This is a genomic window from bacterium endosymbiont of Pedicinus badii (genome assembly GCF_002075085.1).
In the GTDB taxonomy this organism is placed as follows: Bacteria; Pseudomonadota; Gammaproteobacteria; order Enterobacterales; family Enterobacteriaceae; genus PRUG.
This window is the reverse complement of record NZ_LKAS01000002.1, coordinates 170499-191021: the sequence shown is the minus strand read 5'-3', so window position 1 is coordinate 191021 and position 20523 is coordinate 170499. Positions and strand designations below refer to the sequence as shown.

The window sequence follows — 20523 nt, the reverse complement described above, 5'->3', positions numbered from 1 at the left end:
AAAAGCTTCTTAGATGAGTAGATCTAAAGATAAAAAAGGCCCCTTAGCTCAATGGTTAGAGCAAACGACTCATAATCGTTAGGCTGCTGGTTCAAATCCAGCAGGGGCCAAAAATGATAAAACTTTTCGAATATTTTAATTTAAAACCTGTATTTTGGAATATTTTTTTTATTTCTTCATTTCTTTACTTAATTTTTTTTTACGTATTTCAAAAAGATTCAATAATAAATTTAAAAAAATCAATAAAGAATACAATTTTATGGATTATTTGTGCCTTTATTTTTTCTATTTTAGTATGGATAAACTTTTATTTTTTAAAAGGACAAGAAATAGCAAATAGAAAAATTTTAGAATTTATAAATTGTTATATTATAGAAAAAAGTCTTTCTATAGATAACATATTTTTTTGGATTCTGATTTTCGAAAAATCTAAAACTTCTTATAAAGAACAAAACGTAATACTAAAAACAGGGATAATTTTTTCTTTATTAAACAGAATTTTTTTAATACAATTTGGAATAAAATTTTTTCAAAAGTTCCATCAAATTTACTATTTTATGGGGGCTTTTTTATTTTTTTCTGGATTGAAAATTTTTTTTGAAAAAAATAGAAAAAAAGATCAAAAATTTTTAAATAAAGTACTTATTACAAAAAAATATTTATCTAAAAAACTATTCTTAATTTTTCTTTTTATAGAAGTAAGTAACATAATTTTTTCTATAGATAGTATAGCCACTTCTTTAATAATTACTAAAGATAATTTGATAGTATTTTCTTCAAATTTTTTTTCTATTTTCGGAATAAGATCATTGTATTTTTTAATTCTTCATATGAAAAAAAAATTTATTTTTTTTAGATATATTTTAGCAAATACACTAATATTTATAGGTATAAAAATGCTTTTTATGAAAATTTTTCTAATATCAAACTTGTTGTCTTTATTTTTTATGATCGCTAATTTTATAATTTTTTCTTTTTTAAGTATTTTTAATAAAAAATAAAATTTTAAATAAAAAGAGTTGATTAATAAGCCGGATTCTGTTTTAAATAGTCATTTTTCTAGATTAATATTCGCATATTAATTCAATCAGCTTACCCTAGTTTATTAGTCAGGCGAACTAAACTATACTTAGCCTTTCTTCAAGTGGAGTTTGCAATGCCATTTTTGTTACCAAAAATGCGGTATGCTCTTACCATACCATTTCACCCTTACTTGCAAAAACAAGCGGTATTTTTTCTGTTGCACTTTTCGTAAATATTTTATATTTCCCAGAAGTTATCTGGCACCCTGCCTTATGAAGTCCGGACTTTCCTCTTATACAAAATTTATATTTCGTACAAGCGACTATTTTAATCAACTCAATTAAAAATTCTATTTTTTAGAAAAAAAATTATAGATATTTCTTTTTTTTTCCCTATGAATTTTAGCAGTAATTTTTATAGCTTTTTTTTTGCTAAGTTCTTTTCTTAAAATTTTAAAAGTTTCTATGATTTTTTCTGGAAAGTATGAATTTTTTAGTTTATTTGCTTCTATAAGTATTATCATTTCTCCAAAAGAATTTTTTTTTTCTTTTTTTATCCATTCTAAAATATTTATTATTTTTTCAAATACAATTTTTTCCCAAATTTTGCTGATTTCTTTAGCAAGAACAATTTTTTTTTCTTTTCCAAAAACTTTTTGAATATCTTGTAGTGTTTCTAAAATTCTATGTTTTGATTCAAAAAAAATAGTTGTTTTGCTTGAAAAAATTATAGATTCTAATTTTTTTATTCTTTTATTCCTTTTTTTTGGCAAAAATCCTTCATAGCAAAATCTTTTAGAGCACATTCCAGAAGCGGAAATTGCAGCTATTAGAGAACAAGGTCCAGGTATGGGAACTACACGTATTTTAAGAATTTGGCAGTTTCTCACTAAAATGTATCCAGGATCACTAATTAAAGGAGTACCCGAACTTGAAACTAAAGCAATTGATTTACCATTTTGAATTTGAGAAATAAAAAATTTAGTTTTTTTTTTTCATTATTTTTATTTAAAGAATACAATTTTTTTTTTATTCTGAGTTTATTCAGTAAATTTATTGTTTTAAGTATATTTTCTGCTGCTATAATTTCTACTTTTTGTAAAACTTGAATAGCTCTTTTAGTAATATCAGAAAGATTTCCAATAGGAGTTGCAACTATATATAAAGAACTTTGTGTTTTTTTTTTATATTTACTGGAATTCATAAAGTTAACCTGTGTATAATAATTGTATGAATTTTTTATTGCAAAAAAAAATTTTTTTTATTTTACTTTTTCTTAATCTTTGTGGATGTATAAGTACTACTATAATTAGTTCTGCAACAATTATTGCAAAAACATCTTCAGATTCTAGATCTTTAGGAGAACAAATAGATGATTTTAATATTAGATTAAAAGTACTGTATTCTTTATCAAAAGATCAAGAAATTAAAAAAAAGGCAAGAATAATTAGTAGAATTTATAAAAAAAAAATTATTCTTGCAGGACAAGCAGAAAGTTACGAAATTTTAAAAAAAATAGTTAAAAAAATAAGAAATATACAGTATATAAAAACTATGCACAATCAAATTAGAGTACAAAAACCTATTTCGAAAAAAAGAATACTATACGATAGTCTCATTACGGCAAAAATATACGAAAAATTTTTTTTCTCTAAAGAAAGAAAAGAATTACTAAAAATAATTTTTTTTACAGAAAATCAAGAAGTATTTTTATTTGGATATGCCGATCAAAAAATAGAAAAAATTGCTGTACAAATAATTAATAGAATTAGTAAAGTTAAAAAAATAATAGTAGCCACAAGTAACGAAATATAGAATAGATAGTTATCTTTTAGAAAACTGTGTGCTTCTTCTAGCTTTTCTAAGACCTACTTTCTTTCTTTCCACTTTTCTTGAATCTCTAGTTATAAAACCAAATTTTCTTAGTGTATTTCTAAAATCTTCATTATAATTAAGAAGAGCTCTTGCTATACCATGTCTGATTGCTTCAGATTGACCTGATATTCCTCCCCCTTTTACTGTAATATATAAATCGAATTTTTCTAAAAGATTTAAAATCTTTAGAGGTTGCAAAACAGTTTTTATAGAACTATATTTTTTAAAATACTTACCTAAAATTTTCTTATTAATAGTGATTTTTCCATCTCCAGGTTTTAAAAAAACTCTTGCAGAAGAACTCTTTCTTCTTCCTGTTGCATAATAAAAATCCATTTCTTTTCTCATTTTATATTTTTAGTACTTTTGGTTTTTGTGCAGTGTGTTTATGTACATTAAATTCGTATATTTTTAGTTTTTTCAGCATTTTTCTTCCTAAAGGACCCTTAGGCATCATTCCTCTTACAGAGAGATATATTATTTTTTTACAATTTTTTTTAAAAACTTCTGAAAAAGTGCTTTTTTTAAGACCTCCTACATATCCAGTATATCTATAGTATTTTTTTTTCTGTTCTTTTCTTCCAGTTACTTTTATGTATTTTGCATTCAAAACAATTACATAGTCTCCTACATCTATATTTGGTGTATATTCTGGTTTATTTTTTCCTCTTAGTATAGATGCTATTTTTGTAGAAATTCTTCCTAAAATTTTCCCTTTCGCATCTATAATATACCATTTTTTCGGAATAGAATTTTTTTTTGCTACAAATGTTTTCATTCTTATAAAATATTCGAAATAAATTTATATTAACAAAAAATTTTTTTTTGTAAAATTTTATCTTCAATAAAATTATTTTTTATTTTTTTTATAAAAATATTTATTTATTATAATTTAAAAGCTATTATTTATTAAGTAAAAATATTTTTAAGACTCTTATGAAACTAATATACTCTTTATCTTCTTTTTTGTTAATATTTTTTTTATTCTTTATAATATTTTATTTAAAAAAGAAGAAATACCAAAATAAAAAAAAAAGAGAAGAAATCGCGAAAAGAAATACTCAAATAGAACAATGCAAAGAAGAACTAATTAAATACTTTTTAATTTCTTCAAAAATCTTACAAAACATTTCTAAAGAACAAAAGAAACTGTATCATCATATGGAGAAAACTTCAAAACTTCTACTGCAAAAAAAAATATTGGAAAAAAATCCTTTTTCTCAATTTTATTCGGAATTAGAAAATGATTTTTACTATTTTGATACAAAAAAAATACAACCTATAGATTATCCAGAAATCAAAAAAAGATTTTTTCTCAAAAAAGGTGAAAAAAATAATAAAACAAAATAACTTGAACGAATAAAACTTTTAAGACAAATATGAAAAAAATACTGATACTTTTAACTTTAATAACAAAAATTACTTTTTCTTTTCCTTTTACTTCCAATTCTAGTATACCTATTGTAAAAAACATATCAGAAGAAAAAATTGAACAATTTACTTTAGCTCCTATGCTAGAAAGAGTTTTACCTACAGTAGTTAATATACATGTAGAAGGAACACAACTTTTGAAAAAAAATCCTATACCTAAAGAATTCAGATACTTTTTTGGACCTGATATTCCAGGAAATGGAACAAAACAATTTGAAGGAATAGGATCGGGAGTTATTATAGATTCAAATAAAGGATACATAATTACTAACTATCATGTAGTTAAAGGAGCTGATAAAATAAAAGTACAATTATACGATGGAAGAGAATTTTCAGTTCAATTAAATGGTTTTGATGAATTAACTGATTTAGCAATATTAAAATTATCTGATGTAAAAAATCTTATAGAAATTAAAATGTCAGACTCTGATCTAATTAAAGTAGGAGATTTTGTAATAGCTATAGGAAATCCATTCGGATTAGGACAAACTGCAACTTCTGGAATTATATCTGGATTAGGAAGAAGCGGATTAAATGTAGAAGGATTAGAAAATTTTATACAAACTGATGCTTCTATTAATAGAGGAAATTCCGGAGGAGCTTTAGTTAATCTAAAGGGAGAATTAGTAGGAATTAATACAGCTATACTTGCTCCTTCAGAAGGAAATATAGGAATAGGATTCGCTATACCTAGTAATATTGTAAAACATCTAAGTCAACAACTAATTACTTATGGAAAAGTTAAGAGAGGACAACTAGGAATTAAAGGAACTGAATTAAACGCAGATATAGCAAAAGCATTTAATATAGATATTCAAAAAGGTGCTTTTGTAAATGAGGTAATGCCTAAATCTGCTGCAGAGAAATCTGGAATAAAGGCAGGAGATATAATTGTATCTGTAGAAGACAAAAAAATAAATAGCTTTTCTGAGCTAAGAGCAAAAATAAGTATAGCTTTTCCAGGAAAAACAGTAAAATTGGGAGTACTAAGAAATGGAAAATTGCATACGATATATGCAATTTTAGACGACGATTCTAAAAACTCTCTTATAAAAGAAGTATTTAATCCTGCTCTACAAGGTGCTATATTCAAAAATTTTCAATTAACAGATGGAACAAGAGGAGTAATGGTAGAAGAAATTTTAAAGCATTCTCCAGCATATTCTATAGGACTCAGAAAAGGAGATGTAATAATCAGAATTAATAGAGAAAAAATAGAAAATATAGAACAATTAAAGAAAGCTCTTAAAGAAAAACTTTCTGTTATTGCTCTAAATATTATTAGAGGAAATGCAAGCATATTTCTTTTAATAAAATAGAAAATTTAGAATGCAACAATAAATAGGTTGCATTCTAAAAAATCTACATTCTTTTTATATTCGCCCCTATTTTTTGCATTTTTTTTTCAAAATCTTCGTATCCTCTGTCTATATAAGAAGCTTTTTTCACTACTGTAATTCCATGAGCTATACATCCAGCTAATACTAAGCTTGCAGCAGATCTAAGATCTGTAGATACTACTTGTGTACCAAATAAATTTTTTACTCCATGACACAATATAGTATTTTTTTTAGTAAATTTTACTTTAGCTCCCATTCTTTTAAGTTGAGGTATATGCATAAATCTATTTTCGAATATATTCTCTGTAACTAAACTTTTTCCTTTTGCCACCAAGTTTAGTAAACTAAACTGCGATTGCATATCTGTTGGAAAACCATCATAGGGAGCAGTATAAATTTTTACTCCTTTTGGTCTTTTTCCATGCATATTTAGCTTTATCCAATCTTTCCCAATTTTTATATCTGCTCCTGCCTCTTTTAATTTTAAAATTACGTTTCTTAAAATATTTGGACAAGTCTTTTTACATACTATTTTTCCTCTTGAGATTGCAGCAGCTACAAGAAATGTTCCTGTTTCTATTCTATCAGGAAGTATTTTATAAATACTCTTATTTTCTTGTAGAGTCTTAACACCTTTAATAATGATAGTATCAGTTCCAGCACCAAAAATATTTGCTCCTAAACCAATTAAAAAATTAGCAGTATCTACAATTTCCGGCTCTTTAGCAGAATTTTCAATTACTGTTGTTCCTTTAGCTAAAGTAGCAGCACTCATAATAGTTAAAGTAGCTCCAACGCTGATTTTTTTCATAGAAATAATTTTTCCTTCTAATCTTCCTGAAGTTCTAGCTATTATGCATTTATTTTCTATTTTTATTTTTGCTCCTAATTCTTGCAAACCTTTTATATGTAAATCTATTGGTCTAGAACCTATCGAACATCCTCCAGGTAAATATACTCTACCTTTTCCGAATCTAGCAAGAAGAGGAGCCAATAACCATATTGAAGCTCTTATATCTTTTACTAATTCATATGGAGCACAAAATTTATTTACGCTACTAGTATCTACATAAAAACATTTATTTCTTTCTTTTATTTTTGCTCCTAAGTATTTTAATAATTTTACAGTATTTTCTATGTCTTTAAGTTTTGGAATATTTTTTAGCTCTATAGGAAACTCTGTCAAAAGAGAAGCAAATAGAATAGGTAAAGCAGAATTTTTCGCTCCAGAAACTCTTACTTTTCCAAACAATCTAGTAGGCCCTTTAATGTAAAATTTATCTAATTTTTTTTTACTCGATATTTTTTTGTTTTTTCCATTCATTTAAAGTATAAGTTTTTATAGAAACAGAATGTATAGTCTTATCTGTAATATATCCAGTAATTACTTTATATATATTTTTTTGCCTTTCTAAAAGACTCATATTTTCAAAATAATTACTTACTACTATGATCATTAAATTTTCTAGTGTTTCAGAAATATATACTTTTTTTGTAAAAAATTTTTTTTGTAAATTTTTTTTTATTTTTTTGACTATTTCTTTCATGTTATTATTATTCATACTGTATTTACTTTAGGACAATTTTTTTATTTGAAGAATTTTGTAAATATTTTATTAAACCTTCTATTCCTTTTCTTTGTAAGATTTGTGACCATTCTCCTTGTTTGGTAATTATCATACTTATTCTTTCTATTATAATGTCATAAATCTTCCAATNTCTTTATTTTTTAAATTCTTTTTCCATTTGAAATCAAATCTTATGGATGTTATAAATTCTTTATCTAGAATAGATATTCTTACTATTTGCGTATTAGAAAAAGATCTTTCTAAAAAAATTGCATACTTTTGATTTTTATAAAATTTTAGTATTTTTCCATACGAATACTCTAAATAACTTTGGAATGCAGAAAAATACCTACTTTTATTTTCTTGATTAAGTAAAGTATAATATTTTCCTAATATTAGCAAAGCAGATCTTTCTATATCCATATATTTTAATATTTCTTCTCTTGCAATAATTTTTAAGTAATTTGGATCAGAATAAATTTTTTCTTTATTTTTTTTTATTCTAGAAAAAGTTTTTTGTATAATATTTTTTGTAAGATTATAAGGACAATTTTCTTCTTTAGAAAAAATTTCAGAATTATAAAAAAAAACAAAAAAAACTACTATAAAAATTTTGTACATTAAATTTCTCCGTTATTTAAGAAAATTAATTACTTGAATTTCTGATGTTGTAAAAAAATTGACTAATTAATTCTTCTATTACAATAGCACTTTTTGTATTTTCAACAATATCTCCATCTTTTAAAAAATAATTTTCTGAAATTGTATCTGATGCTATATTAAAAGAAAGATATTGTTCTCCTAAAAGTCCAGAAGTTCTAATAACTAATACACTTCCTACAGGAATTTTATTGTATGTTTTTTGTATTTCTATAGTAACTTTTGGTAAATAACTATTAGAACTAAGTTCTATTTGAGAAATTCTACCTATTAAAACACCTCCAATTTTAACTGGAGATTTTAACTTTAATCCTGAAATATCATCAAAAAAAGCAAATAACTTATATGTTTTTCTATTAGTTTTTTCTTGAATATTAGTAACTTTAGAAACTATAAAAAGTAAGGAAAATACAAACAAAACTATAAATACTACGGAAAAAATCGCATATTTTTTTATTTGCATATCAAAATTCCTAAAATATCAAAATAGTTAGTAAAAAATCTAGAATTAAAATAATTAAAGAAGAATACACCACAGTTCTATTAATAGCTATATTTATTCCTTCCGTAGTAGGAACTGTATTGTATCCATTTAATAAAGAAATACAGGACATAAAAAAAGAGAAAATAAAAGATTTAATAAAACAACCTATTATATCTTTTTTCCAATCTGTAGAATTTTGTATAGCAGACCAGAAAAATCCTAAGTCAATTTCTTTCCAATATATTGCTACTAATGAACTACTGTAAATTCCTACTGCAATAAATACTACTACCAACATAGGAAAACAAATAAAACTCATCCAAAATCTTGGAACTAGAATATATTTAACTGGATTAATAGCCATAAGTTCTAAACTTAATATTTGTTCTGTAGTTTTCATAAATGCTATTTCTGAAGTTAAGAAAGAACTAGTTTTACCAATAAATAACAATGCAGTAATAACTGGTCCAAATTCTCTAAATAAAGAAACTGATATCAAAAATCCTAGTATTGTTTCTGTTCCATAATGAGACAAGATAGTATATCCTTGTATACTAAGAATCATACCAATAAAAATTGCCGAAACTATTACGATTGATAAAGAAAGAAATCCTATATTGTATATTTGTTTAATGAAAATTTTATAATGATTTTTAAAATTAGGTTTTTTAAAAAGTAAAAAGAAAAAAAATTTTAATATTTGATAAATTCTATTTTTATAAAAAAGTAGATTTTTTTTTACGAAAAGTAAAAATCTTTCTAAAAAGTCTTTATCTCGTATTTTCTTTTCTATTTCTTTCAAATTAAATTCTACAGAGTATTTTTTTCTAAAGTCGTATCCTTTAATAAATTCTGTGACAAATTTATTTTTATTTTTCAAAAAAAAATCTGGAGTACCTTTTATAATACGAGATTTTTCAGAAATTAAATAAATATAATCAGATATTTTCATTATTTCTTTAATATCATGAGAAACAATAATAAAAGTAATTTTCATACTGCTACTTGCTTTTTTTATTAATTTTAATAACATTTCTATATTTTTTGGATCTTGTCCCACGAAAGGTTCATCTAGAATTATTAGTTCTGGATTTGATACTAAACATCTTGCTAAAGCTACTCTTCTTATTGTTCCTCCTGAAAGTTGCTTTGGCATAAATTTTAAAAATTTCTCTAATTTTATTTTTTCTAAAATAGAATACACTTTTTTAAAAATGTATTTCTCTTTTAAATTAGTATGAAATCTTAAAGGAAAAGCAACGTTATCGTATACATTCATATCATGAAATAAAGCTCCATTTTGAAATAAAAAAGTAATTTTTTTTCTTAATAAATACAATTTTTTTTCTGATATTTGAAAAATATTTAAATTTTTTACAAAAACACTGCCAGAATTTGGTTTGTTTTTCCCTACGATAGTTTTTAATAAAGTTGTTTTTCCTATTCCAGAAGATCCTATGATAGAAGTAATTTTTCCTTTTATAAAATCCATACTAATATTTTTTAAAAGAGTACTTTTTTTTTTACGTATTGTTAAATTTTTTATTTCTATTAAATAGTCTCTATTCATTTTTTCGACCTAAACAAAATTTATTTTTTTTATAAAATATTATTTTTATTATAAAATAAAATAGACTATAAAAACTTATAAAAGTATAAAATAATACTTATACAAAAAATGAAATTTACCGAATCTGTTTATTTTAGCATCACAATTTTAAAATCTTTAAAATATTGGGATAGATAAATACATGTTAAAAGAAAAATCATTTCAAATATTAGATTTTATTAAAATTGGGAAAAAAGTTCTTTCTATAGAAAAAAATAATTTAAGTAGTTTATATACATGCATTAATCAAAGTTTCCAAGAAGCTTGTGAAATGATTTTATCCTGTTTTGGAAAAATAATCTGTATTGGAATAGGTAAATCAGGTCATATTGCTAGAAAATTAGCTTCTACTTTTTCAAGCACAGGAACTCCTTCTTTTTTTATACATCCTGGTGAGGCAAATCATGGAGATTTAGGTATGATTAGTAAAATTGATATGATAATTATTATTTCTCATTCAGGAGAATCAAAAGAAATAATTTCCCTTATACCTTTTATAAAAAAAATGAAAATTCCAGTTATTTGTATAACAGGGAATAAAAAAAGTACAATTGGTAAATTTTCTAAAATTAAAATATGCATAAAAATAGTTCGTGAAGCTTGTCCTTTTGGATTGACTCCTACTTCTAGTACAACAGCTACTTTAGTAATTTGTGATGCATTAGCTATTGCAATTTTGCAAGCTAAGCAATTTACTTCTAAAGACTTCTACCGTTCTCATCCTGGAGGATTTTTAGGTAGAAAATCCATGAAAAGAGTAAAAGATTTTATAAAATTTAAAAAAAATATTCCTAAAATAGATAAAAATTTTCCTTTAAAAAAAGCAATCTTTAAAATTCTATACAAAAAAAACGATATTTTTGTAATTTGTAGAAAAAAAAATTTAGTTGAAGGTATTTTTACTAAAGAAGATGCAATTTATATTTTGCAAAAAAATATAAATTTAGAAAATAAAAAGATCTATCATTTTATGAAAAAAATAAAAATTTTTATTCATCCTAATACAAAATTAAAATTTGCAATTCAATTAATGAAAGAAAAAAAATTAAGTACGCTACTAGTTTTAAAAAAAAACAAAATTGTTGGTATTTTGTACATTCATGATATAATCTAAGTATTTTTATTTTTTAAAAAATTAATAAATGAAATCTGTATTTGTACTATTTTTTGTTTGTTTTTTCTCATTTGGAAAAACAGTTACAGAACCAATATATATAAATTCTAAAAAACAGATTTTTAATATTAGTAACAATACAGCTACATTTTTAGAAGATGTAAAATTGGAAAAAAAATTTATTAAAATATTTGCAAAAAAAGTTATTCTTAAAGAAACAGGAAAAAAAGAAAAAATTACTTTAGAATGTTTTGGAAATCCTGTATTTTTTTTATATGAAAATAAAAATGAAAAAATTATAATAGAAGCAAAAATAGTAAAATATGATACATCTTCTGAAACAGCCATTTTTTATAATGAAGTCCTTTTAAAAAGAAAGAATATCAAAATAAAAAGTGAAAAAATTTTTTATATTCCTAAAAAAAATAAAATTATTGCTTCTGGAGAAAAAAAAAAAGTTCATTTGATTTTGTCTATTAATAAAGATGAAAAATCTACATAGATTAAAAATAAAAAATATACAATATAAAAAAAACATTATTAAAGATATTAGTCTTATTGTAAATTCAGGAGAAATAGTCGGATTATTTGGTCCTAACGGATCAGGGAAAACTACAATTTTTAACATAATTTCTGGAATTATAAAACAAGATTCTGGAAAAATTTTTTTAGATAAATTTGAAATTAGCAGTCTTCCTATATATCTAAGATGCAGAATGGGAATTGCGTATTTATCTCAAGAATCTTCTATATTTTTAAATATTAGTGTTTATAAAAATATTATGTCTGCTCTAGAAATAAAGAAAAAATTATTTAAAAGGAAAACTGTACTTAACAGAATTTTAAAAATTTTTAAAATCGAAAAATTAAGAGATAAGTTAGGATCTTTTTTGTCAGGAGGAGAAAAAAGAAAAGTAGAAATAGCTAGACTATTTGCTACATTTCCCAAGTTTATTCTTTTAGATGAACCATTTTCTGGAATAGATCCAATATCAACTCAAGAGATCAAACAAATAATAAAAAAAATGCAAGAAAAAAAAATTGGAATGCTTATTACAGATCATAATATTCAAGAAGTTTTAGAAATTTGTGATCGAATATACATAGTAAATTATGGAAAAATAATATTTTTCGGAAATTTAAAAGAAGTTTTACAAAATAAAAAAATAAAGCAGCTGTATTTTGGAAAAAAATTTATTTTATAGTCTTCTAATAAAATATAAAATATGAAAGAAAAAAAAAATAAAATAGTAGATATTTCTAAATTATTAAAAATAGATTCTATTTTTCATGATTTAGAATGCCAAAATAAAATAGAATACATGAAAATAATTAGTAAAATTATGGAAAAAAAATCTTCTATTTCTTCAAAAACTATTTTTAATTCCTTATATTCTAGAGAAAAAATAGGAAGTACCGGAATAGGTAATGGAATTGCAATTCCTCATGGAAAAATTAAAGAATTTCAATTCTCTCCTATTCTTTTATTTACGAAATTAAAAGAACCAATTTCTTTTGGTTCAATAGACAACGAACCAGTAGATTTATTGCTTTCTATTTTAATTTCTAAAAATGAAAAAAAAGAATATTTGAGCATGCTTTTTTTAATTGCTAAAGAGTTAGCAAATGAAAATTCTTGTAGAAAACTAAGAAAAGCGAAAAGTAAGTATAAAATTTATAGTATTTTAAAAAAAATGTATCAATAAAATGCCGAAAGCCGGATTCGAACCGGCAAACCATTTCTGGAGATTGATTTTGAGTCAATTGTGTTTACCAATTTCACCATTTCGGCTAAAATTTTTTTTTTCAAATAAAAAAAATAAAAAAAACACTAAATTAGTTATCAAAATAGAAATTAACAAACTAATTTTTTCTTGTACGTACAAAATCAAAGAAAAGTTTTTTAGCAAATAGAATAAGAACAGTATAATACAAATTTTTTTTATTGCATTATTTTTATTTTTTTGTAAAGGATTTATAACTAAAAAAACAGAAAAAAATGCAATAACAAATAAATGAATATGAAAAAAAATTTTACTGAGAAAAACAAAATTGTATTTTTTGTTTTCTTTTTTTATATATTTACAGTACTTTATATACTGAATCATCTCTCTCATAGATAAAATTTTTCTTTCTAAAAAAAAGATAGATAGTAATTTTGGATTGAAAAAAATTTTATTTTCCTTTTTAAAATGATTTTTATTTTTTAAATTGTTAGTAAGCACTTTTTTGTAAAAAAAATTCCATTTATTATTTTTATATTCAGCTTTTTCATAAATTTCTATTTTTTGTATTTCTGAATTTTCGCTTATTTTGTATATTTGTATATTGTATATTTTATCAAATTCAAAATTGTGTTCAAAATAGATAATTCTATTACCTTCTTTTATCCAAAATGGGATTAGCTTTTTTGATTTGTTTTTTAAATAAAAATCTGAAAGAATTTTTTTTTTTTGTATTTTTTCTTCAAAAATTGGTAAAAAAAATTCGTTAAAAGAAAAATTTATACACAAAATAAATAGTACTATTTTTGAAATAGCAGTAAATATATTAAAAAGACCAAAACCTATAGATTGAATTCCGATAAGTTCATTTGTTCTTTTTAAAGAAGAGAGACCTAAAATTATACCAAAAGTAGAAGAAACTAAAAAAAAAAGTTCAAAATCTTTTGGAATTTGAAAAAAAATAAGTACAAAAGATTCTGCAATAGAATAACCTTCTTTTTCTACTTTTTTAATTTCTTCTAGAAATTTAAATAAAAAAGAAAAAGAATTTAGTATAAAAAATACCATAAATATATTAAAAAAAACTACTTTTTTTATATATTTATCTAAAATTTTGCTCATTCTAGTATTTTAAAGAATTTTTATTTTTAAAAAATTGAGTACGATTGAACATCCTAAATAGAATAAATTAGTAAAAATAACTATAAAATAGTATGTTTTTTTCTCAAAAAAAGAAAAATTATTTTTTACAAAAGAATGTATTAATAAAAATGAAAGATAAAAAATTATTCCTAGTATAACATTAACTATAAAAAGAATTTTATTTTTATTTTGTGCAATTGGAAATGCAAAAATAGTCATAAATACTGTAGATAGTAAAATAGAAAGTTTCCAAAAAACTAAAGACCTGAATTTTAAATCTTTTTTTTTACATAGATTAAAAAAATTTAACTTTTCTACTTCTTTATGGGAATTATCGTATTTTTTAGGAACTAAAAATTCGTATTCAAGAAATTTATTTGCAATAAAAAAAGAAAAGAATTCGTCTATTTTATAAAATGTTCCTTTAAAGAAAAAAATTTTTATATCTTTTTCTGTTTCTTGAACTTTTATTCTTTCTGCAAAAATAATAATATTTCCATGTATTTTAGTAAAAAAATAAAAAATTTTTTTTTTATTTTGATGTGTTTTAGTTTTTTCAAAAAGGTAAAACAAATCTTTTATGTTAAACTTTTTTTTATATTCTCTGATAGCATAAAAACTATTTTTTTGTTTTTTTAAAATTTTTTCTTGTTTTATGATAGAATCTGGAATGAGAACATGCATGTTAATTATAGAAAACACAATTGTTAGAAAAATTAGTGCAAATAGAATGAAAAATAGTTTTTTTTTTTATATCCTAGATTATAAAAAGCAAATATTTCATTTTTACAAAACATAAGATTTATAGAAAATAGAACACTCATAAATAAACTAAATGGTAAAATAAATTGCAAAATTTTTGGAAAGTTTAGAGTGATTACATAAAAAATAGTATCTATCGGTATAGTATCTATATACGAAATATTAGAGATTTTTAAAAATTGCTGAAAAAATAAAACTACGGAAGTAGCTAGTAAAATTAGTATTTGTTTTTTTAATATTGTAAAAAATAAGTATCTATATAAAATCATAAATCTTCCTTATACTATCGTTATTATAATTTAACTTTTTGGAGAATAAATGAAATTTTCTTTAATAAATAAAAATGACTATAGTCCTAAGACAGATTGTATTATTTTAGGTGCATTTTTTCAAAATAAATTGATAAAATTAGAAAAATTTTTTAGTAAAAAAACAGAAGACTATATTAATAAAATAATACAAGAAAAAATATATTTAGAAAAAGAGAGTTTTGTATATCATTTTTATAATCCTTTTTTAAAAGAAAGTAAAAATATAATTTTATTTTTTCAAAAAAAAAATTTTTTTGAAGATTATGAAAAAGAAATGTTTTTAAAAAAAATTGTTAGTTATCTCATACAAGAAAAATGCAAAAATGCAGTATTTTTATTAGAGAATTTTTTTTGTCAAGAAGATTATTATTGGAAAATTAGAAACATAATTGAAACAATTTATGAAAATAAATATACATTTACGAAGTTTAAAACAAAAAAAGCAAAAAAAAATATTTTTTTAGAAGAAGTTTTATTCTTTATTAAAGATTACAGCAAACATGATTCTTTGCATACATCAATACAACATGGAAGATCTATTTCTGAAGGAATAAATATTACTAAAGATTTATGCAATACACCTCCTAATATTTGTAATCCAAAATACTTATCAAAATTTTTAAAAAGTATTTTTGAAAAACATTCAAAATATATAAAAATAGAAACCTTATCAGAAAAAGAAATGAAAAAAATTGGTATGAATGCTTATATAGCAGTCGGAAAAGGTTCTATTAATGAATCAATTATGACTATAATCCATTATATGGGACCAAAAGCAATTAATAAAAATCCTATAGTTCTTGTTGGAAAAGGTGTTACTTTTGATTCCGGAGGAATATCATTAAAACCTTCTAGTAAAATGGATGAAATGAAGTACGATATGTCTGGAGCATCTGCAGTATGCGGTACCATTTATTCTATAGTAAAAATGAAACTACCTATATACGTAATCGGAATTGTAGCAGGTTGTGAAAATATGATAGGAAAAGGATCTTATAGACCAGGAGATATCATAAAAACTATGTCTGGAAAAACAGTAGAAATTCTTAATACCGATGCGGAAGGAAGATTAGTACTATGTGATGCTTTAGAGTACTCAAAAAAATTTAATCCTATTGTAATGATTGATATAGCAACCCTAACAGGAGCTTGTGTAGTAGCATTAGGAAAATACTTCACTGGACTAATTTCAAATTCAGAATCTTTGTGTAAAGAATTATTTGTTTCTTCCAAACAAACTAGAGATTATGTTTGGAGACTTCCTATTATAAAACAATTAAAAGAAGAAATGCGATCTAATTTTGCAGATATTGCGAATGTAGGAGGAATTTGTGGAGCTATTACCGCTGGATACTTTCTATCCTGTTTTACTAAAAATTATAAATGGGCACATTTAGATATAGCAGGAACTGCTTGGAAAAATGGAAATCAAAAAGGATCAACTGGAAGACCAGTAAAATTATTAGTACAATTTCTACTTAATTTTTTTTACAATAATAAATAACTTAGTTTAAAAATATTTTTTTATTCTAAATGAAAAATACATACAAACCTTCAAAAATTGAAAAAAATATCTATCTTTTTTGGGAAAAAAGTGAAATTTTTTCTCCTAAAAACCAAAACAAAAAAAAAACAAATTATTGTATATTAATGCCTCCTCCAAATATTACTGGAGAACTGCATATAGGACATTCTTATCAGTATGTCTTAATGGATTTTTTAATTAGATACAATAAGATGAAAGGATTTAATACACTTTTACAGTACGGAATAGATCATGCAGGAATTGCAACACAAATACTTATAGAAAATAAGATAAAAGAAAAAAAAATAAAATACAATCGTAAAAATTTGATTTCAGAAATTTTAAATTGGAAATCAAAAATTGAAAAAATCATAGATAATCAAATACGACGTTTAGGTATTTCTGTAGATTGGAAAAGAAAAAGATTTACAATGGATAAAGAATTTTCCGTATCAGTGAAAAAAGTTTTTATAAAACTTTATAAAAATAGAATGGTATATAAAGGAAGAAAAATTGTTAATTGGGATACTAAATTACAAACTGCAATTTCAGATTTAGAAATCTATAATAAAAAAATTCCTATAGAAACTTGGTATATTAAATATTTTTTAGCGCAAAAAAACAAATATAAAAATAAAAATTATCTAACAGTTTCTACTACCAGACCAGAAACTATATTTGGAGACGTTGCATTAGCAGTAAATCCTGAAGATAAAAGATATCAAAAATTTATAGGAAAAAAAGTTTTAGTTCCAATAATAAATAGAAAAATACCAATTATATCAGATAAATACGCAAAAATTGAGAAAGGTACTGGATGCGTAAAAATTACTCCTGGACATGATATAAATGATTATAAAATTGCAAAATCTCATAAATTAAATATTATTGGTATTTTTAAAAAAAATGGAAAAACTTTAAAAAATTTAAAAGTCTTTAATTATTTGAAAAAAAAAATTGACAAAAGTACCGATTATTTCATACCTAAAGAATTTCAAGAATTAGAAAAAAATTTAGTTAGAAAAAAAATTTTAAGAAGACTAAAAGAAAATGATCTATTAGAAAAAATTACTACAGAATTGCATTCTGTGCCACATAGTCAAAAAAGCCAAACTATAGTAGAACCAATAGTAACTAAACAATGGTATATAAAAATAAAAGATCTATCAAAATCTGCAATAAAAATAGTAAAAAAAAATCAAATCAATATATTTCCAAAACAGTATAAGAACATGTTTTTTAAATGGATGGAAAATGCAAAAGATTGGTGTATATCTAGACAAATATATTGGGGTCACAAAATTCCAGTTTGGTATGATAAATTTGGAAACACTTATTTTGGAGAAAATGAAAAAGAAGTTAGAAAAAAAAACAAAATTAATAAAAATTCATTTTTATATAGAGATAGAAATGTACTGGATACTTGGTTTTCTTCTGCAATATGGTCATTTTCTAGTTTAGGTTGGCCTAGTAATAAATCTAATTTTTTAAATTTTCATCCAACAAAAGTACTTATTACTGGATTTGATATAATTTTCTTTTGGGTTGCTAGAATGATTATGCTAACTTACTTTATTTTAAAAGATGAAAATATATCGAAAGTACCATTTAAAAATGTATATATTACAGGATTGGTAAGAGATGAAGATGGAAAAAAAATGTCAAAATCTCAAGGAAATGTGCTTAATCCTATTGATATTATTGATGGAATAAGTCTAGAAAATTTAATTCAAAAAAAAACAAATAATTTAGTTTTTAAAAAAAATAAAAATAAAGTTATTTTAAAGACAAAAAAAAAATTTCCATTTGGTATTCAAGAACATGGATCTGATGCACTAAGATTTTTTCTAATTTCTTTATCTTCTGAAAATAGAGATATAAATATAGATATAAACAGAATTTTAGGATACAAAAATTTTTGTAATAAATTATGGAATGCAAGTAAATTTGTTCTAAAACACTCACAAAAAGATTTCAAATGGAAAAAAAAAATAAACTTTACTTGTATATTTAGTATTTGGATTATCAGAAAATTGAATAAAACAATTCAAAAATTCAAAAAATACACAAAACAGTACAGATTTGATTTGTCTAGCAGATGTATATATGATTTTTTTTGGAACAAATTTTGTAATTGGTATTTAGAAATCAGTAAAACATTTTTACGCTTTGGAGAAAGAGAAGAAATATTGAATACAAAATTAATTTTAGTGTATGTTTTAGAAAAATGTCTTAGAATACTGCATCCAATTATTCCTTTTATAACAGAATACGTATGGCAGAAAATAAAATACACTTTTAATTGTAAAAAACAATCTATTTTAGAAAAAGTTTTTCCTTCGGAAAGAAAAAAAATACAAAAATACCAAGAAAAATATAATTTTTCTAATATAATAATAAAAATTATAAAAAAAATTAGAAAAATACAAAAAACTAGTAAAAATACAAATGATAGTACTTTTATTATAAAAATAAGAGAATCAAGTATTTTTGAAATAATCAAAAAAAATAAAAAAGTAATTCACTTTATGTGCAAAACAAATCGCATTTTTTTTAAAAAAATGAAAAATACGAAGAATGAAGAAAAAGAGTATAAAATAGCTATTTTTTAAAGATATTTTTTTCATACTCTACAGATTTTTTCTGATCGTATTGATTTTCTAATTTTGCAATTACTAAAACAGCTAAAGCATTTCCTAAAACGTTTAGAGCTGTTCTTGCCATATCTAGTATTCTATCAATACCTGCTATGAACGCTAACCCTTCTAATGGAATCCCAACGCTACCTAAAGTTGCTAAAAGAACTACGAAAGACATTCCAGGGACTCCTGCAATTCCTTTAGATGTAATCATTAAAGTAACAATCAAAACTATTTGTTGCATTAAAGTTAGTTCTATACCGTACAATTGTGCTATAAAAATACATGCAATACTTTGATATAAAGTAGATCCATCTAAATTAAAAGAATATCCAGTAGGAACAACAAAACCTGTTATAGATGGGGAAGCTCCGTATAATTTCATCTTTTCAATGATTTTGGGAAGTACACTTTCAGAACTTGCTGTAGAAAAAGAAAGAATCAACTCTTCTTTTAGAATATAAATAATTTTCCAAATTTTAAAACCAAAAATGTATGCTATAAATCCTAAAATAAAAATAGAGAAAGATATAATTGATAGATAAACTAAAACAATTAACTTAATTAAAGGTAGTAAGGAAGAAAATCCAAATGTAGCAATAGTGGAGCAAATTAAAGCAAATACTCCTATAGGAGAATAGGACATAATAATATTAGTTATTTTAAATATTACTTTAGAAGAAGAATTAAAAAAATTTAGTAAAAAATCTTTTTTTTCTGATTTCAAAGAAGATAATCCTATTCCAAAAAGAACAGAGAAAAAAATAACCGGAAGCATTTCTCCTTTTGTTATAGAAAGAAATATATTTGAAGGAACTATAGCAAATATAGTTTTTGCTATACTATAAGATGAAGTAAGATTATCTATATTACTTCTATATTTTGAAATATCAGAAATTTCTAATTTGGACATATCAATTCCAACTCCTGGTTGAAATAAATTAGCTAAAATTACTCCAAATATTATTGCCAAAGTAGTAACTATTTCAAAATATAAAATTGTTTTAATCCAAAGACTGCCTAATTTTTTTACTCCATCTGTTTTACCTATTCCTACTATTAATGTTGTAATTACTATTGGAATTACAATCATTTTTATCATTCTTATAAATATTTCACCAGATGGAAATAATAAATTATTTATAATCCAAGCTTTGATATCTTGTTGTTCGTGTAAAAAAACTCCAAATATTGATCCTAAAACTAAAGCGATAAATATTTTCCAGGATAAAGAAATATTACAAATTCTTTTCATATTTTTCTCTTTTCTTCTTAATAATGAGCAAGTTAAAATGGAATTTCATCAAAATCAATAT

Annotated in this window: 24 protein-coding genes, 2 tRNA genes and 1 other RNA gene; 11 read left to right on the top strand and 16 right to left on the bottom strand. The window is 22.9% G+C overall.

What is annotated here, in order from left to right; genetic code table 11:
* The first annotated feature begins 37 nt into the window (after positions 1–37).
* Positions 38–110, top strand: a tRNA-Ile gene (locus AOQ89_RS02380).
* A gap of 3 nt (positions 111–113) precedes the next feature.
* Positions 114–1001, top strand: coding sequence for a TerC family protein (locus AOQ89_RS02375; protein WP_080873105.1), 888 nt, complete (start codon positions 114–116; stop codon positions 999–1001).
* A 10-nt stretch (positions 1002–1011) separates the two neighbouring features.
* On the opposite strand, the gene rnpB is transcribed toward AOQ89_RS02375, so the two are convergent.
* The 3 genes from rnpB to AOQ89_RS03045 all read right to left on the bottom strand — a co-directional run bounded on the left by rnpB (position 1012) and on the right by AOQ89_RS03045 (position 2226).
* An RNA gene (rnpB, locus tag AOQ89_RS02370) (RNase P RNA component class A) lies at positions 1012–1362 on the bottom strand.
* Between the two features lie 10 nt (positions 1363–1372).
* Positions 1373–1969: a 16S rRNA (cytidine(1402)-2'-O)-methyltransferase gene (gene rsmI, locus AOQ89_RS02365; RefSeq protein ID WP_342585753.1), complete on the bottom strand. Its 597-nt coding sequence runs from the start codon at positions 1967–1969 to the stop codon at positions 1373–1375.
* Entirely contained in the window at positions 1960–2226 is a 267-nt protein-coding gene (locus tag AOQ89_RS03045) for an SAM-dependent methyltransferase (protein ID WP_243469333.1), read from the bottom strand. The genes rsmI and AOQ89_RS03045 overlap by 10 nt, the downstream gene beginning before the upstream one ends.
* A 26-nt stretch (positions 2227–2252) precedes the next feature.
* On the opposite strand from AOQ89_RS03045, the gene AOQ89_RS02360 reads away from it, so the two are divergent.
* A complete protein-coding gene (locus AOQ89_RS02360; RefSeq protein WP_080873103.1) occupies positions 2253–2837 on the top strand; it encodes a BON domain-containing protein in 585 nt (194 codons plus the stop codon).
* Positions 2838–2846: 9 nt separating this feature from the next.
* Here the strand turns inward: AOQ89_RS02360 and rpsI are convergent, their stop codons facing one another.
* A complete protein-coding gene (rpsI, locus tag AOQ89_RS02355; protein WP_143715385.1) occupies positions 2847–3233 on the bottom strand; it encodes a 30S ribosomal protein S9 in 387 nt (128 codons plus the stop codon).
* Positions 3234–3246: 13 nt separating this feature from the next.
* The gene (gene rplM / locus AOQ89_RS02350) at positions 3247–3675 is read right to left on the bottom strand and encodes a 50S ribosomal protein L13 (protein ID WP_080873101.1); all 429 of its coding nucleotides are present in this window, start codon (positions 3673–3675) and stop codon (positions 3247–3249) included.
* 158 nt (positions 3676–3833) lie between these two features.
* Between rplM and AOQ89_RS02345 the strand changes: the two genes are divergently transcribed.
* Together AOQ89_RS02345 and AOQ89_RS02340 are read left to right on the top strand one after the other, a co-directional pair.
* A complete protein-coding gene (locus tag AOQ89_RS02345) occupies positions 3834–4247 on the top strand; it encodes a ZapG family protein (RefSeq protein WP_080873100.1) in 414 nt (137 codons plus the stop codon).
* Between the two features lie 29 nt (positions 4248–4276).
* Positions 4277–5647, top strand: coding sequence for a Do family serine endopeptidase (locus AOQ89_RS02340; protein ID WP_080873098.1), 1371 nt, complete (start codon positions 4277–4279; stop codon positions 5645–5647).
* A 43-nt stretch (positions 5648–5690) separates the two neighbouring features.
* Here the strand turns inward: AOQ89_RS02340 and murA are convergent, their stop codons facing one another.
* The 6 genes from murA to AOQ89_RS02310 form a co-directional block, all read right to left on the bottom strand.
* Positions 5691–6992, bottom strand: a complete 1302-nt coding sequence (gene murA, locus AOQ89_RS02335; protein WP_080873096.1) for a UDP-N-acetylglucosamine 1-carboxyvinyltransferase — start codon at positions 6990–6992, stop codon at positions 5691–5693.
* Complete coding sequence (locus AOQ89_RS02330) at positions 6961–7230, bottom strand: BolA/IbaG family iron-sulfur metabolism protein (protein ID WP_080873094.1); 270 nt, start codon at positions 7228–7230, stop codon at positions 6961–6963. Before AOQ89_RS02330 ends, murA begins: the two co-directional genes overlap by 32 nt.
* 7 nt (positions 7231–7237) lie before the next feature.
* Positions 7238–7348, bottom strand: coding sequence for a hypothetical protein (locus AOQ89_RS03075; protein WP_080873092.1), 111 nt, complete (start codon positions 7346–7348; stop codon positions 7238–7240).
* A gap of 14 nt (positions 7349–7362) precedes the next feature.
* Positions 7363–7857, bottom strand: coding sequence for an ABC transporter substrate-binding protein (locus AOQ89_RS02320; RefSeq protein ID WP_080873090.1), 495 nt, complete (start codon positions 7855–7857; stop codon positions 7363–7365).
* A gap of 25 nt (positions 7858–7882) precedes the next feature.
* The gene (gene mlaD / locus AOQ89_RS02315) at positions 7883–8359 is read right to left on the bottom strand and encodes an outer membrane lipid asymmetry maintenance protein MlaD (RefSeq protein ID WP_080873088.1); all 477 of its coding nucleotides are present in this window, start codon (positions 8357–8359) and stop codon (positions 7883–7885) included.
* 10 nt (positions 8360–8369) lie between these two features.
* Positions 8370–9950, bottom strand: a complete 1581-nt coding sequence (locus AOQ89_RS02310) for an MlaE family lipid ABC transporter permease subunit (protein ID WP_080873086.1) — start codon at positions 9948–9950, stop codon at positions 8370–8372.
* A 181-nt stretch (positions 9951–10131) separates the two neighbouring features.
* Here AOQ89_RS02310 and AOQ89_RS02305 point away from each other — a divergent pair, with 181 nt between their 5' ends.
* From AOQ89_RS02305 to AOQ89_RS02290, 4 genes are read left to right on the top strand one after another with little or no spacing between them, the layout of a single operon-like run.
* A complete protein-coding gene (locus tag AOQ89_RS02305) occupies positions 10132–11103 on the top strand; it encodes a KpsF/GutQ family sugar-phosphate isomerase (RefSeq protein ID WP_080873084.1) in 972 nt (323 codons plus the stop codon).
* 28 nt (positions 11104–11131) lie between these two features.
* Positions 11132–11605, top strand: a complete 474-nt coding sequence (locus tag AOQ89_RS02300) for an LptA/OstA family protein (protein WP_080873082.1) — start codon at positions 11132–11134, stop codon at positions 11603–11605.
* A complete protein-coding gene (gene lptB, locus AOQ89_RS02295; protein ID WP_080873080.1) occupies positions 11589–12308 on the top strand; it encodes an LPS export ABC transporter ATP-binding protein in 720 nt (239 codons plus the stop codon). Before AOQ89_RS02300 ends, lptB begins: the two co-directional genes overlap by 17 nt.
* A 21-nt stretch (positions 12309–12329) precedes the next feature.
* Positions 12330–12809 carry a PTS sugar transporter subunit IIA gene (locus AOQ89_RS02290; protein ID WP_080873077.1) on the top strand — a complete coding sequence of 160 codons (480 nt, stop codon included), beginning with the start codon at positions 12330–12332 and terminating at the stop codon, positions 12807–12809.
* A gap of 2 nt (positions 12810–12811) precedes the next feature.
* Here AOQ89_RS02290 and AOQ89_RS02285 read toward each other — a convergent pair.
* The 4 genes from AOQ89_RS02285 to AOQ89_RS03105 all read right to left on the bottom strand — a co-directional run bounded on the left by AOQ89_RS02285 (position 12812) and on the right by AOQ89_RS03105 (position 15001).
* Positions 12812–12895, bottom strand: a tRNA-Leu gene (locus tag AOQ89_RS02285).
* On the bottom strand, positions 12864–13949 hold the full coding sequence (locus AOQ89_RS02280; RefSeq protein WP_080873073.1) for an LptF/LptG family permease: 1086 nt from the start codon (positions 13947–13949) through the stop codon (positions 12864–12866). The genes AOQ89_RS02285 and AOQ89_RS02280 overlap by 32 nt, the downstream gene beginning before the upstream one ends.
* A gap of 9 nt (positions 13950–13958) precedes the next feature.
* A complete protein-coding gene (locus tag AOQ89_RS02275) occupies positions 13959–14672 on the bottom strand; it encodes an LptF/LptG family permease (protein WP_280938076.1) in 714 nt (237 codons plus the stop codon).
* A gap of 14 nt (positions 14673–14686) precedes the next feature.
* Positions 14687–15001: an LptF/LptG family permease gene (locus AOQ89_RS03105; RefSeq protein ID WP_080873066.1), complete on the bottom strand. Its 315-nt coding sequence runs from the start codon at positions 14999–15001 to the stop codon at positions 14687–14689.
* 49 nt (positions 15002–15050) lie between these two features.
* On the opposite strand from AOQ89_RS03105, the gene AOQ89_RS02265 reads away from it, so the two are divergent.
* Both AOQ89_RS02265 and AOQ89_RS02260 read left to right on the top strand, forming a co-directional pair.
* Complete coding sequence (locus AOQ89_RS02265; RefSeq protein ID WP_080873061.1) at positions 15051–16547, top strand: leucyl aminopeptidase; 1497 nt, start codon at positions 15051–15053, stop codon at positions 16545–16547.
* 29 nt (positions 16548–16576) lie between these two features.
* Positions 16577–19180, top strand: coding sequence for a valine--tRNA ligase (locus AOQ89_RS02260; protein ID WP_080873056.1), 2604 nt, complete (start codon positions 16577–16579; stop codon positions 19178–19180).
* Here AOQ89_RS02260 and gltP read toward each other — a convergent pair.
* A complete protein-coding gene (gltP, locus tag AOQ89_RS02255) occupies positions 19170–20462 on the bottom strand; it encodes a glutamate/aspartate:proton symporter GltP (protein ID WP_080873052.1) in 1293 nt (430 codons plus the stop codon). The two genes, AOQ89_RS02260 and gltP, sit on opposite strands and share 11 nt — an antisense overlap.
* Between the last annotated feature and the right edge of the window lie 61 nt (positions 20463–20523).